We start from the raw sequence: 14,170 nt of genomic DNA on the forward strand, positions 1-14,170 counted from the left end.
TCGTTCGAGGAGATCGACCGGCTCGCCGAACTGGCCGCGGAGCGCGGCGTGCGTCCGCGGGTTATGGTGCGCATCACGGTCGGCGTCGAGGCGCACACGCACGAGTTCATCGCGACCGCGCATGAAGATCAGAAGTTCGGATTTTCGCTGAGCGGGTGGCTGGCGGCGGAGGCCGTGCGTCGCGTGCTCAAGCATGAGGCCTTGGATCTGGTGGGGATCCATTCGCACATCGGGTCACAGATCTTTGACACCTCCGGGTTCGAGGTCGCGGCGCACCGGGCGGTGGGGCTGCTCGCGGGGATCCGGGACGAGCACGGAATCAGGCTCCCGGAGCTGGACCTCGGTGGGGGGCTGGGGATCGCCTACACGAGCGAGGACGATCCGGCGGACGCGTTCGACATCGTCGCGGGGCTCAAGGCCATCGTGGCGAGGGAGTGCTTCGGCTACGGGCTCGCAGTACCGCGGCTGACTGTTGAGCCGGGACGCGCGATCGCCGGCACCCCGGGCATCACGTTGTACGAGGTGGGGACAGTTAAGCCGTTGGATGGTCTCAGGACGTATGTGTCAGTCGACGGCGGTATGAGCGACAACATCCGCACGGCGCTGTACGACGCGGCATATACGTGTGCGCTCGCGTCCCGGACCTCCGAGGCACCGCCGATGCTCGCCCGCGTCGTAGGCAAGCACTGCGAGTCCGGCGACATTGTGGTTCGCGACACCTGGTTGCCTGCCGACGTGGCCGCGGGGGATTTGATCGCGGTGGCGGCGACCGGGGCGTACTGCCGGTCTATGGCCTCTAACTACAACCATGCCCTGCGGCCGCCGGTGGTCTCGGTTCGGAACGGTTCGACGCGGCTGCTGGTGCGGCGCGAGACGGAGGAGGATCTGCTGGCGCTCGACCTCGGGTGAGGGGAGCGGCGCAGCAGTAGGTAACAGATGGCGGCGCGGTCGACGATGCGCAGCAGTGCTCGGCGGCGACAGTGTTTCGCGCATCACGCGACGAGCACGGTGCGCGGGCCTGAGAATGGGCAGGGTCTCGGATACTGGACCGCGGATACCGGAAGACGGACAGACCGGCGACACTTACCGGGCAGGGCAAGCGGAGGACGAGGTTGGGAAGCATGAGCAAGCGCCCGCTGAAGGTAGCGCTGTTGGGCTGCGGGGTCGTCGGCTCCGAGGTCGCCCGGCTCATGACGACGACCGCCGACGACCTGGCCGCGCGCGTCGGCGCCCCGCTGGAGCTGGCCGGCATCGCCGTGCGCAGGCCGAACAGGGTGCGCGACCTGCCGGTCGACCCGGGGCTTTTCACCACCGACGCGCTGGGCCTGGCCACTCGTCCTGACGTCGATGTCGTGGTCGAGGTCATCGGCGGCATCGAGCCGGCCCGCTCGCTGCTGCTCGCCGGGCTCGCGAACGGCGCCAGCGTCGTCACCGCGAACAAGGCGCTGCTGGCCGAGGACGGCGCGACCCTGCACGCCGCCGCCGAGAAGCACGGCGCCGACCTCTACTACGAGGCCGCCGTCGCCGGGGCCATCCCGCTGCTGCGGCCGCTGCGCGAATCGCTGGTCGGCGACAAGGTCAAACGGGTGCTCGGCATCGTCAACGGGACGACGAACTTCATCCTGGACCGGATGGACTCGACCGGAGCCGGGTTCGCGGACGCGCTGGATGAGGCGACGGCGCTCGGTTACGCCGAGGCCGACCCGACTGCCGACATCGAGGGCTTCGACGCGGCGGCCAAGGCGGCGATTCTCGCGGGCCTGGCGTTCCACACCAAGGTCACCGCGGCCGACGTCTACCGCGAGGGCATCACCGAGGTCACCGCCGCCGACGTGGCCTCGGCCCGCGAACTGAACAGCGTGGTCAAGCTGCTCGCCATCTGCGAGCTCGACCCGATCAGCGAGGCCGTCACCGCCCGCGTGCACCCGGCGATGATTCCGCGTTCGCACCCGCTTGCCGGGGTACGCGAGGCGTACAACGCGGTCTTCGTGGAGTCCGAGGCCGCAGGTCAGCTGATGTTCTACGGCCCCGGGGCCGGCGGCGCGCCGACCGCGAGCGCGGTCCTCGGCGACCTGGTCGCGGTGTGCCGCAACAAGGTCAACGGCGGCCGCGCGCCCGCCGTCAGCTCCTACGCCGACCTGCGCGTCGGCTCGATGGGCGAGGCGCGCACCCGCTATCACATCTCGCTCGACGTCGACGACAAGGCGGGCGTGCTGGCGCAGGTCGCGCTGGTCTTCGCCGACCACGAGGTGTCGATCCAGACGGTGCGCCAGTCCGGCCGCGGCGACGACGCGCGGCTCGTGGTCTCGACGCACGTGGCCACGGACGCCGCGCTCGCCGCGACCGTCGAGAGCCTGCGGGCGCTCGACACGGTGCGCGACGTGGCCTCCGTGATGCGAGTTGAGGGCGAATAGGCGGCACGCGGCGGGACCGGAGCGTCCCGCGGTGACCCAGCTTGGAGAGAGAAGAGAGCGAGATGGCTGCTGAGAGCCTGAGCCGGGCGCGTGGCGCCTGGCGCGGCGTCATCGAGGAGTACCGCGAGTGGCTGCCGGTCTCCACGGCCACGCCGGTCGTCACCGTGGGCGAGGGCGGTACGCCGCTGGTACGCGCGAACCTGGTCTCCGAACTGACCGGCTGTGACGTGTATCTCAAGGTCGAGGGGATGAACCCGACCGGCTCGTTCAAGGACCGCGGCATGACCGTGGCCATCTCCAAGGCCGCGCAGGAGGGCGCGAAGGCGGTCATCTGCGCCTCCACCGGCAACACCAGCGCCTCGGCAGCCGCCTACGCGGTGCGCGCCGGGATGATCTGCGCGGTGCTCATCCCGGACGGCAAGATCGCCCTGGGCAAGCTGAGCCAGGCGCTGGCTCACGGTGCGAAGATCCTGCAGGTGGCAGGCAACTTCGACGACTGCCTCACGCTGGCCCGCGACCTCGCCGAGAACTACCCGGTCGCCCTGGTCAACTCGGTCAACCCGGCGCGGCTGGCCGGGCAGAAGTCCGCCGCCTTCGAGATCGTCGACGCCCTCGGCGACGCCCCGGACCTGCACGTCCTGCCGGTCGGCAACGCCGGGAACATCTCCGCCTACTGGATGGGTTACACCGAGTACGAGAAGGCCGGGCTGTCCACGCACCGCCCGCGCATGTACGGCTTCCAGGCCGCCGGCGCCGCGCCCTTCGTCAGCGGCTCGCCGGTCACCAACCCGCAGACCATCGCCACCGCGATCCGCATCGGCAACCCCGCGTCCTGGGACCTGGCCATCGCCGCGCGCGACGAATCCGGCGGCCTGATCGAGTCGGTGACCGACCGTCAGATCCTCTCGGCATACAAGCTGCTCGCCGGACGCGAAGGCGTGTTCGTCGAGCCGGCCAGCGCCGCCGGCGTCGCCGGGCTGCTGAAGCTGGCCGAGGAGGGGCGCCTGGCCCGCGGGCAGCGGATCACCGTGACGGTCACCGGCAACGGGCTCAAGGACCCGGACTGGGCCATCAACGGCGCGCCGACCCCGCCGAAGGTTCCCGTCGACGCGGCCGTCGCGGTCGGCGTCCTCGGGCTGGAGTGAGCCGGTTGGCCCTGCCCGAACCGTCGCGTCCGTCCGAACCGCAGCGATCGGCGACCGCCCGCACGCCGCGCTTCCGGCGCGAGCCGGTCACCGTCCGGCCCCCGGCCACCAGCGCCAACCTCGGCCCCGGCCTCGACGCCTTCGGGCTCGCGCTCGAACTGCGCGACGAGGTAGTCGTGCAGGTCACGGACGAACCCGGCCTGACCGTCGAGGTCACCGGAGAAGGCGCGGGACAGGTCCCGCTCGACGAGGGGCACCTGCTGGTGCGCGCGCTGCGGGCCGGCTTCGACGCCCTCGGCGGGCAGCCGGCCGGGCTGCGGGTCAGCTGCCGCAACCGCATCCCGCACGGCCGCGGCCTCGGCTCCTCCTCCGCCGCGATCTGCGCCGGCCTGACCGCGGCTCGCGAGCTGGTCGAGGACGGCGCGTCAGTGCTCGACGACGACGCACTGCTCGACCTGGCGAACCGGATCGAGGGACACCCCGACAACGTCGCTCCCGCGCTGCGCGGCGGCCTGACGATCGCCTGGCTGGAGCAGGACCCTGAGCACGTGGCCGGGCTCGAACAGGGCACTGCGGAAGCCCGGCCGTCAAAGGACCGACAGGGCACTGACCCGGTCTCCACGGCGGCCGGTTCCACGGACCGTCAGCCGGAGCACACTCGGGCCTTTGCGCTACGGCTCGACCCGTCGCCGGACCTCGCCGCAGTCGCGTTCATCCCGCCGAACCCGCTGGCCACCGAGGTCGCCCGCGGGTTGCTGCCCGAGCGGGTAACGCACCGCGACGCGGCCTTCAACGCGGGCCGGGCCGGCCTGCTCACCGCGGCATTGACGGCCCCGGAACTCAGCCATCATCATCGGGCTGTACTCCTGCACGCCGCCACGCGCGACCGGCTGCACCAGGACTACCGCGCGGCGGCGATGCCGGACAGCGCGGCCCTGATCCGGCGGCTGCGCGCGGACGGGTTCGCGGCGTTCGTCTCCGGCGCCGGCCCGACCGTGCTGGTGTTCGCCGTCGGTCCGGACTGGGCCCGCAAGGCCGCCGACTACGCGCCCGAGGGCTGGGGCGTCACGGTTCTGACCGTCGCTTCCAGGGGCACGGCGGCCGATCAGCCGCCGGATGACACCGACACGCCATGATCTCGTCGAAGGTGGGGAATGCCACAATGGCTCAAGAGTGTTAATCTCGTAACTGCACCCGTTGTCCACGTCGGCCCGGAGTCCTATTCGGGCTCCGTCCGCGCGGCCACGGCAAGTGCTCCCCACCTGAGGACCGACGTCGTAACCCCATTGTGGATTTCCCTGATCCGATGGCGCCTGACGGCGACGGTCCAGACGGCCCCCTTTTCTGGCGCATTCAAGCGCGCCGCCGGACACGGTGCTCCCGCGATCCGGTATTTGAAACCCCGCCCCCGCGGTCGTCGCGGTGCCGAAACGGACACCGCCCGCCGGATCGGGGCACGACCGGTCGCCGAGCCGGGTACCACCCGGAACCGGCGCCCGCTCCAGGGAAGGACCCTTCGTGAGCGATACCACCGAACTGACCTCCGCCGACCAGTCCGCGGCCCGTGGCAGACGCCGCACCGGCACCGGACTGTCCGGCCTCCTGCTGCCTGAACTGCGACTCAAGGCCGCTGAGTTGGGCATCAAGGGAGTGACCCGGATGCCCAAGGGTCAGTTGATCGAGGCGATCCAACAGCGCCAGGGCGCCACCGCGGGCAGCGGCCCGCGCGCCACGGCGCCGGCGGCCGCCTCGACCGGAACCGCCGCCGGTGGTGCGGAGGGCACCGGCTCGAACGGTGCCGCGGCCACCCCGCAGGCGACGGCGTCCGCGCCCGCGCAGCGTGCCAACGGCCGCCGCCGGGCCACCTCCGCGCAGCAGCGCATCCCCGAGCAGCCCGCCCGCCGCGAGGAGGCCGCGGTCGAGACCGCAGCCGCCCCGGTGCAGAGCCGGGCCGCCGAGGCCGCTCCCGCCGCGGCCGCGCAGCCGGCCGCCGCCCAGCCGAGCACGCAGCCCGCGGCCGCCGGCGCCCAGCCGGGCGGCGCGCCGGGCGAGGGCGGCAACCAGCCCTCCCGCCGCGAGCGCAACCGCGACCGCGGCAACAACCGCAACAACCGCGACCGCGGCGACCGCCAGCAGCAGCACCAGGGCGGCGAGCGTTCCGGCAACCGCGACAACCAGCGCGACGGCCAGCGGGACAATCAGCGCGACGGCCAGCGGGACGGCCAGCGCGACAACCAGGGCGGCGGCCAGGACGAGGAGTTCGACGGCCGCGGGCGGCGCAGCCGCTACCGCGACCGGGACCGCAACAACCGGGGCCGGCGCGGCCGTGAGGGCTACGACGCCGGATCGCCCGAGTCCACCCTCACTGAGGACGACGTCCTGATCCCGGTGGCCGGCATCCTGGACGTCCTGGACAGCTACGCCTTCGTGCGCACCTCCGGCTACCTGCCCGGCCCGAACGACGTCTACGTCTCGCTCGCCCAGGTCCGCAAGTACAACCTGCGCAAGGGCGACGCGGTGGTCGGCGCGGTGCGCCAGCCGCGCGAGGGCGAGCGGCGCGAGAAGTTCAACGCGCTGGTCAAGCTGGACAGCGTCAACGGCGTCACCCCCGAGGAGACCCGCGAGTCGCGCGACTCGCGCAGCCAGAACCACCGCCCCGAGTTCTCCAAGCTCACCCCGCTCTACCCGCAGGAGCGGCTGCGCCTTGAGACCGAGGCCGGCCAGCTGACCACCCGGATCATCGACCTGGTGGCCCCGGTCGGCAAGGGCCAGCGCGGCCTGATCGTCTCCCCGCCCAAGGCCGGTAAGACCCTGGTGCTGCAGGCGATCGCCAACGCGATCACCGTGAACAACCCCGAGGTCCACCTCATGGTCGTGCTCGTCGACGAGCGGCCGGAAGAGGTGACCGACATGCAGCGCTCGGTCAAGGGCGAGGTCATCGCCTCCACCTTCGACCGGCCCGCCGAGGACCACACCACGGTCGCCGAGCTCGCCATCGAGCGGGCGAAGCGGCTGGTGGAGCTGGGCCACGACGTGGTCGTGCTGCTCGACTCGATGACCCGTCTGGGCCGCGCGTACAACCTGTCCGCGCCCGCCTCCGGCCGCATCATGTCCGGCGGTGTCGACTCGACCGCGCTCTACCCGCCGAAGCGTTTCTTCGGCGCCGCGCGCAACATCGAGAACGGCGGCTCGCTGACCATCCTGGCCACCGCGCTGGTGGAGACCGGCTCGAAGGCCGACGAGGTGATCTTCGAGGAGTTCAAGGGCACCGGCAACATGGAGCTCAAGCTCGACCGGCGCCTGGCCGACAAGCGCATCTTCCCGGCCGTGGACATCGACGCCTCCAGCACCCGGCGCGAGGAGATCCTGCTCGGCGCCGAGGAGCTCGCGGTCATGTGGCGCCTGCGCCGGCTGCTGCACAACATGGAGCAGCAGCAGGCCCTTGAGCTGCTCATCACGCAGATGCGCAAGACGAAGTCGAACGTCGAGCTGCTGATGCAGATCCAGAAGAACACCCCGGCGCGCGACGGCGAGTAGTCCGTCCGCACCCCGGAATATCCCGGGCTCCGGTGTCGTTGCGGCACCGGAGCCCAGGGCGGGAAAACGGACCACCGACAGCCGATCCGACGGTATCAAGATCACCGTTTTGGAGTCGGAGGCCCGGCCCTGGCAGACTGGTACGTCGGTCCCGGTTCACGCCCCGCGCGGGCGATCCGGCGGCCACTTCGACCATGAGGAGCACATCGTGAAGTCCGGGATCCACCCCGATTACGTGGTCACCCAAGTGACCTGCAGCTGTGGCAACAGCTTCACCACGCGGTCCACCGCCACCAGCGGCCGGATCAGCACCGAAGTCTGCTCGCAGTGCCACCCCTTCTACACCGGCAAGCAGAAGATCCTCGACACCGGTGGCCGGGTGGCCAAGTTCGAGGCCCGCTTCGGCGGCAAGAAGAACTCCGGCAAGTAGCGCGCTTCGCGGCGTCGATGCCAGGCACCCGCTGCCGGCGTCGGCGCCGCTTCGCGTCAGTGGCCGGACGAGCCCGCGGGCCGCGCGGGCGGCATGAGGGACGAGAGGACGCAGCACCGTGTTCGAGGCGATCGACGAACTGTTGGCCGAGCACGCCGAGCTGGAGCAGCGTCTCGCCGACCCGCAGGTGCACGCCGACCAGGCGCTGGCCCGCAAGCTGGGCAAGCGCTACGCCGAGCTGACCCCGATCGCGGAGACGTACCGGGCGTACCAGACCAACGCCGACGACATCGGGGCCGCCCGCGAGCTGGCCCGCGAGGACCCGGACTTCGCCGACGAGATCGACACCCTCCAGGAGCGGCGCGGCGAGCTCGAGCTGCGCCTGCAGCACCTGCTGATCCCGCGCGACCCGGACGACGACAAGGACGTCATCGTCGAGATCAAGGCGGGCGAGGGCGGCCAGGAGTCGATGCTGTTCGCCGGCGACCTGCTGCGCATGTACCTGCGCTACGCGGAGCGGCGCGGCTGGAAGACCGAGATCCTCGAGGCCACCGACTCCGATCTGGGCGGCTACAAGGACGTCTCGCTCGCCGTGAAGTTCCGCGGTACCCCGCCGCCCGGCGAGGGCATCTGGTCACGGCTGAAGTACGAGGGCGGCGTGCACCGCGTGCAGCGCGTTCCCGTTACCGAATCGCAGGGCCGCATCCACACCTCCGCAGCCGGCGTGCTGGTCATGCCCGAAGCGGAGGAGGTCGAGGTCGAGATCAACCCGAACGACCTACGCATCGACGTCTTCCGGTCCTCCGGCCCCGGCGGCCAGTCGGTTAACACGACCGACTCTGCGGTACGCATCACCCACCTGCCCACGGGCGTCGTGGTGTCCTGCCAGAACGAGAAGTCGCAGCTCCAGAACAAGGAGTCGGCGATGCGGATCCTGCGCGCGCGACTGCTGGCCCACGCGCAGGAGGAGGCGGAGAAGGAGGCCTCCGACGCGCGCCGCAGCCAGGTGCGCACCGTGGACCGCTCGGAGCGCATCCGCACCTACAACTTCCCGGAGAACCGACTTTCCGACCATCGCACCGGCTTCAAGGCCTACAACCTGGACCAGGTGCTCGACGGCGAACTCGATCCGGTCATCCAGTCCTGCGTCGACGCCGACCTGGCTGCCAAGCTCGGCGCCCAGGACGGCGGGAGCAGGAGGGTGGAGGCGTGACCGAACCGGCGCCGACCGCCGTGCCTGCCAGCGCCGCGGCCGCGGTCGACGCCGCGCCCGCCGGACGGCCGCTGAACCTGCTGCTGTCCGAGGTGGCGCTGGCGGCAGTGCGCCTGGCCGAGGCCGGAGTCGACTCGCCGCGCGCCGACGCCGAGGAACTGGCCGCGTGGGTGCACGGAGTACGGCGCGGCGAACTGCACACCGTGCGCGACGGCGACTTCGACGCCCGCTTCTGGGCCGCGATCGCCCGCCGGGAGAACCGCGAACCGCTGCAGCACATCACCGGCCGCGCCTTCTTCCGCTACCTGGAGCTCGAGGTCGGCCCGGGCGTGTTCGTGCCGCGCCCGGAGACCGAGGTCATGGTCGGCTGGGCGATCGACCGGCTGCGGGACCTGGACATCGCAGAGCCCGTCATCGTCGACCTGTGCAGCGGCTCGGGCGCGATCGCGCTGGCCATAGCGCAGGAGGTGCCGCGCTCCCGGGTGCACGCGGTCGAGCTGTCCGAGGACGCGCTGGCCTGGACCGGGCGCAACATAGCGAAGGTCGCCGAGGGCCGCCGGGTCACCCTGCACCACGCCGACGCGCGCACCGCGCTGTCGGAGCTCGACGGAACCGTGGACCTGGTCATCTCCAACCCGCCGTACATCCCGCTCGAAGAGTGGGAGGGCGTCGCGACCGAGGCGCGGGACTACGATCCGCAGCTGGCGCTCTTCTCCGGCCCCGACGGACTCGACATGATCCGTTCCCTCGAACGGACGGCGTTCCGGCTGCTGCGCCCGGGCAGCTGGGTGGCTGTGGAACACTCGGACCAGCAGGGCGGGGCGGTGCAGCGGATCTTCCTCGAGGAGCGCGGCTGGGCCGAGGCCGCCGATCACCGCGACCTGACCGGCCGCCCGCGCTTCGTGACCGCGCGCAAGGAAGGCCGTCGCGCGTAAGTAAGGTAAGCGCATCGAAGATGCCGCGCATGAGAGGTGCACAGAGGTGAGCCGTCGCTACGACTGTTCGGATCCGGACCAGCGCACCGCCGGCCTGCGCGAGGCGGCCGGCTCGGTGCGCCGCGGAGAGCTGGTCGTGCTGCCCACGGACACGGTGTACGGCATCGGCGCCGACGCCTTCTCGGCCGGCGGGATCGCCGCGCTGCTGGCGGCGAAGGGCCGCGGCCGCGACATGCCGGTCCCGGTGCTGGTCGGCTCGCCCACGACGCTGCACGGCCTGGTCGCGCAGTTCCCGGAGGGCGGCTGGGACCTGGTGGACGCGTACTGGCCCGGCGCGCTGACGATCGTCACCCGGCACCAGCCCTCGCTCCAGTGGGACCTGGGCGACGCGCGGGGCACCGTCGCGGTCCGGATGCCGCTGCACCCGGTCGCGATCGAGCTGCTCACCGAGGTCGGCCCGATGGGCGTCTCCTCAGCGAACCGCTCAGGACAGCCGCCGGCGACGACCGCCTCCGAGGCCCAGGACCAGCTCGGCACCGCGGTGGAGATCTACCTCGACGGCGGGCCGACGGCCGACAACGTGCCCTCCTCGATCGTCGACCTGACCGGCGACGCGCCGAAGCTGCTGCGCGAGGGCGCGCTGAGCTTCGACCAGCTGACCAAGGTCGTGCCCAACCTGACCCGCTGACCGCGACACGCGCCGAGGCCCGGCCCCCTGACGAAGGGAGCCGGGCCTCGGCGCGTGCGGACAGTCGTACCTGCCGGTTCAGGCCTCAGAAGTGCAGGACCTGGCCCGGGAAGATCAGGTTCGGGTTCGAGCCGACGGTGGACTGGTTCTCCTGGTACAGGGTCTCCCAGTTCGAGATGCCCTCCTTGGCCGCGATGCCGGACAGCGTGTCGCCAGAGACGACGGTGTAGCTGTGGCCGGTGGTCTTGGCCGGAGCCGAGTAGGTGTGCGTGGTGGACTTCTGCACCGGAGCCGAGTAGCTGTGCTTGACCGGCTTGTGGGTGCTGTAGTTCGAGCCGGAGCCCGCGCCGTTGGCGTTGGTGGTGGTGTAGCTGCCGCCGGAGGTGTAGCCGCGCGGGCCGCAGACGGGCCAGGCGCCGATGCCCTGCCCGGCGAGCACCTTCTCGGCGATCGCGATCTGCTCGGAGCGGCTGGCCTGGTTGGCGTAGCGCGCGTAGGCGCCGCCGCCGTAGCCGAGCCAGGTCGACTCGGTGAACTGCAGGCCGCCGTAGAAGCCGTTGCCGGTGTTGATGGCCCAGTTGCCGCCGGACTCGCACTGCGCGATGGCGTCCCAGTTGACTGAGGCGGCGTGCGCCGAACCGGCGGCCAGCAGCGGAATCGTCACACCGGCGCCGGCGACCGCCGCGCCGGCGATCATGCGGCGGGTGAAGGACGCCTTGCGGTGACGGCCGCCCGCAGCTTCTGCGGGCACGTTGGAAGCACGACGAAGGGACATGGAAAAGCGATTCCTCTCCCACGCCTGCGAAGTGAGCTGTCGGATTCGGGCCGGAGATGTGTGGCCCTACCGCGATGCGCGCGGATTCACCCCAAGCCGGACCTGCGTGGGCGCTGCCCCGGTTCCACCCGGCAGCCGCCCCCGTCCGGCGGAAGAAAGTGGTTCCTCCGCTCCTGCCCGTCGGGTCTGGGTTACGGCGTGGACGGTGGGCAGGATTCGGCGTGCCGGCCACGGTGTCCGCGTTGGCGAACGGGATCGACCGTAGGCAGGCCGCGCGCCGAAACTCAACTTCGGGCCGCTGTGGGGGATCTCACATGAACGAACGGTCCTTGATTCGCGACTTTCTGTTGAACAGTAAGGCCTTTCTCGTCACGGTTCGCACCAGAATCAGCACTCTCCGTCAAGGGCGTGGCGCATCGTGACGGAGGCACTACGGGTTTCCCGACGCGACTGCGCTTCCGTTCGGGTGACGTCTTGCCCGTGCCGTACCCGGCGGCGCGGCCTATGGTGTGAGGAAAGATCCGGCAATCACGGCAAACCGCGCGACCTTTCCGCGCGCCGAAGCTCTTGGAGCGTGGTCATGTCCCCAGTCGCCGCTCCCCGATCCACGTCGGCCGACCCGCTGGCCCCCTTCTTCGGACCGGACTACGGCGCGCTGGTGCGCACCGACCCGCAGATCGCCGGCGTGCTGCTGGACGAGCTCGAGCGCCAGCGCGGCTCGCTGCAGCTGATCGCCAGCGAGAACCCCGCCTCGCCGGCCGTGCTGGCCGCGCTCGGCTCGGTGCTCTCCAATAAATACGCCGAGGGCTACCCGGGCCGCCGCTACTACGGCGGCTGCGCGCAGGTGGACGCCGCCGAGCGCCTGGGCGTCGACCGGGCGTGCGCCCTGTTCGGTGCCGAGCACGCGAACGTCCAGCCGCACACGGGCGCGGCCGCCAACCTCGCGGTCTACGCCGCGCTGCTCACCCCCGGCGACCGCGTGCTGGCCATGGCGCTGCAACACGGCGGCCACCTCACCCACGGCGCGCAGGGCAACTTCTCCGGCACCTGGTTCGAGACCGTCGGCTACCCGGTCCGCGAGGACACCGAGCTGATCGACTACGACCGGGTGCGCGACCTGGCCCGTTCGCACCGGCCGAAGCTGATCATCTGCGGGGCGACCGCGTACTCCAGGCTCATCGACTTCGCCGCGTTCCGGTCGATCGCCGACGAGGTCGGCGCCTATCTCCTGGTCGACGCGGCGCACTTCGCCGGGCTCGTCGCGGGGCGCGCCATCCCCTCGCCGGTGCCCTATGCAGACGTCGTCACGTTCACAACGCACAAGACGCTGCGTGGCCCGCGCGGCGGGGCGATCCTGTGCCGTGCCGAGCTGGCGTCGGCGATCGACCGCGCGGTGTTCCCGTTCGCGCAGGGCGGCCCGCTCATGCACGCGGTCGCGGCCAAGGCGGTCGCGTTCGCCGAGGCGTCCAGGCCCGAGTTCCGCACGTATGCGGCGCAGATCGTCGCCAACGCGCGGGCTCTCACGACGGCACTCGCGCAGGAGGGCATGCGCCCGGTGTCCGGGGGCACGGACACCCACTTGGCCGTATTGGACCTGCGCGGCACCGCGGGAGTCGGCGTGCGGACCGCCGACGGCGCGAAGGTCACCGGCCGCGAGGCGGAGCTGCGCTGCGAGCGCGCCGGAATCATGCTCAACCGCAGCTGCGTGCCGTACGACTCGGCCAAGCCGATGGTCACCTCGGGCCTGCGGGTGGGCACCGCCACCGTCACCACCCAGGGGATGAAGGAGCCTGAGATGCGTCGGATCGCCGCCCTCGTCGGCCGCGCGATCCGGGACGCCGACGGCGACGCCGCGCCGGACGTGCAGAAGGAGGTCGCCGAGCTGGTCGACGAATTCCCGCTGTACCAGGCGTGACGATCGCCCGGCGGGGCAACCGGGCAGTCCGGGCGGGCGTCCCCTCTAGTAGGCGGGACCGGCGTACCCTGATCACCGACACGGACCCCGGGCCGGGAAGGCGGCGAGCGGAGCTAGATGCGCGAGTATCTGGTCGTCATGGCGGTCGCCTGGGTGGTCACGTACCTGACCACCGGGCTGATTCGCGTGGCCGCCATCCGCTTCGCGCCGCCGCCGGAGCTGCGTGACCGCGATGTGCACACGGTGCCCACCCCCCGGCTCGGCGGGTTCGCGATGTACCTCGGCTTCCTCGCCGCGCTGCTGTTCGCCGCGCACATGCCGATGCTGCACCAGTGGGTGTACAACACCTCACTCACGATCCCGGGCCTGCTGTGGGGCTCCGGCCTGCTGATCCTGCTGGGCGTCATCGACGACCGCTGGGGCGTGGACGCGCTCATCAAGCTGGCCGGGCAGGTCTTCGCCGCCTCGGTGATGGTGCTCAGCGGAGTGCAGATCCAATGGCTGCCCATCCCCGGCTACGGCACCGTCGTGCTCGACCCGACCAGTTCCGCCGTGCTGTCCATCCTCATCGTGGTCGTGATGATTAACGCGGTGAACTTCGTGGACGGGCTCGACGGACTGGCCGGCGGCATGTGCGCCATTGCCGCCCTCGCCTTCTTCGCCTACGGCTACCGGCTCCAGGTCGGCTACTTCATCTCCACCGCCGCTCCCGCGGTGATGATCGCCGCGATCGTGGCCGGGATGTGCTTCGGCTTCCTGTGCCACAACTGGTCCCCGGCCCGCATCTTCATGGGCGACACCGGCTCGATGCTGCTCGGCCTGCTGCTCGCCGCGATCACCATCCTCGCCATCGGGCAGGTGGACCCGGACCTGGTCATCCAGGCCGCGCACTCGCAGACCGCCGCGACGCACAAGAGCCTGGCCGTCTACATCCCGCTGGTGCTGCCGTTCTCCTGCCTGGCGCTGCCGATGATCGACATGATCATGGCGGTGGTCCGGCGCACCGCAGCCGGGCGCTCGCCCTTCTCCGCGGACAAGCAGCACCTGCACCACCGGCTGCTGCAGATCGGCCACTCCAGGCAGCGCGCGGTGCTGATCATGTACCTGTGGTCCTCGCT

The 14,170-nt window shown here is 71.3% G+C and carries 12 protein-coding genes and 1 riboswitch; of the genes, 11 read left to right on the top strand and 1 reads right to left on the bottom strand.

What is annotated here, in order from left to right; translation table 11 throughout:
• From lysA to VFB40_RS11980, 9 genes are all read left to right on the top strand, one after another.
• The coding region (gene lysA, locus VFB40_RS11940; protein WP_324849938.1) for a diaminopimelate decarboxylase at positions 1-909 on the top strand (909 nt) is incomplete at its 5' end.
• 212 nt (positions 910-1,121) lie between these two features.
• Positions 1,122-2,414: a homoserine dehydrogenase gene (locus VFB40_RS11945; protein ID WP_324849940.1), complete on the top strand. Its 1,293-nt coding sequence runs from the start codon at positions 1,122-1,124 to the stop codon at positions 2,412-2,414.
• A 62-nt stretch (positions 2,415-2,476) separates the two neighbouring features.
• On the top strand, positions 2,477-3,559 hold the full coding sequence (gene thrC / locus VFB40_RS11950) for a threonine synthase (protein ID WP_324849942.1): 1,083 nt from the start codon (positions 2,477-2,479) through the stop codon (positions 3,557-3,559).
• 5 nt (positions 3,560-3,564) lie between these two features.
• Entirely contained in the window at positions 3,565-4,695 is a 1,131-nt protein-coding gene (thrB, locus tag VFB40_RS11955) for a homoserine kinase (protein WP_324849944.1), read from the top strand.
• Positions 4,696-5,077: 382 nt separating this feature from the next.
• Positions 5,078-7,096: a transcription termination factor Rho gene (gene rho, locus VFB40_RS11960; RefSeq protein WP_324849946.1), complete on the top strand. Its 2,019-nt coding sequence runs from the start codon at positions 5,078-5,080 to the stop codon at positions 7,094-7,096.
• Between the two features lie 208 nt (positions 7,097-7,304).
• Positions 7,305-7,526 (top strand): 50S ribosomal protein L31, encoded by a 222-nt coding sequence (gene rpmE / locus VFB40_RS11965; RefSeq protein ID WP_324849948.1) that lies wholly within the window; start codon positions 7,305-7,307, stop codon positions 7,524-7,526.
• Between the two features lie 118 nt (positions 7,527-7,644).
• The gene (gene prfA, locus VFB40_RS11970) at positions 7,645-8,739 is read left to right on the top strand and encodes a peptide chain release factor 1 (RefSeq protein WP_324849950.1); all 1,095 of its coding nucleotides are present in this window, start codon (positions 7,645-7,647) and stop codon (positions 8,737-8,739) included.
• A gap of 71 nt (positions 8,740-8,810) precedes the next feature.
• Positions 8,811-9,674: a peptide chain release factor N(5)-glutamine methyltransferase gene (gene prmC, locus VFB40_RS11975; RefSeq protein WP_349260183.1), complete on the top strand. Its 864-nt coding sequence runs from the start codon at positions 8,811-8,813 to the stop codon at positions 9,672-9,674.
• Positions 9,675-9,720: 46 nt separating this feature from the next.
• Positions 9,721-10,362 carry an L-threonylcarbamoyladenylate synthase gene (locus VFB40_RS11980; protein WP_324849953.1) on the top strand — a complete coding sequence of 214 codons (642 nt, stop codon included), beginning with the start codon at positions 9,721-9,723 and terminating at the stop codon, positions 10,360-10,362.
• A gap of 85 nt (positions 10,363-10,447) precedes the next feature.
• Here the strand turns inward: VFB40_RS11980 and VFB40_RS11985 are convergent, their stop codons facing one another.
• Positions 10,448-11,137 (bottom strand): transglycosylase family protein, encoded by a 690-nt coding sequence (locus VFB40_RS11985; RefSeq protein ID WP_324849955.1) that lies wholly within the window; start codon positions 11,135-11,137, stop codon positions 10,448-10,450.
• 8 nt (positions 11,138-11,145) lie between these two features.
• A riboswitch (cyclic di-AMP (ydaO/yuaA leader) is annotated at positions 11,146-11,346 on the bottom strand.
• A gap of 371 nt (positions 11,347-11,717) precedes the next feature.
• Between VFB40_RS11985 and glyA the strand changes: the two genes are divergently transcribed.
• A complete protein-coding gene (glyA, locus tag VFB40_RS11990) occupies positions 11,718-13,052 on the top strand; it encodes a serine hydroxymethyltransferase (protein ID WP_324849957.1) in 1,335 nt (444 codons plus the stop codon).
• Between the two features lie 117 nt (positions 13,053-13,169).
• A partial coding sequence (locus VFB40_RS11995) for an MraY family glycosyltransferase (RefSeq protein WP_324849959.1) occupies positions 13,170-14,170 on the top strand: 1,001 nt, incomplete at its 3' end.

Origin of the sequence: Actinocrinis sp., from assembly GCF_035650855.1 — a bacterium.
Lineage (GTDB): Bacteria > Actinomycetota > Actinomycetes > Streptomycetales > Catenulisporaceae > Actinocrinis.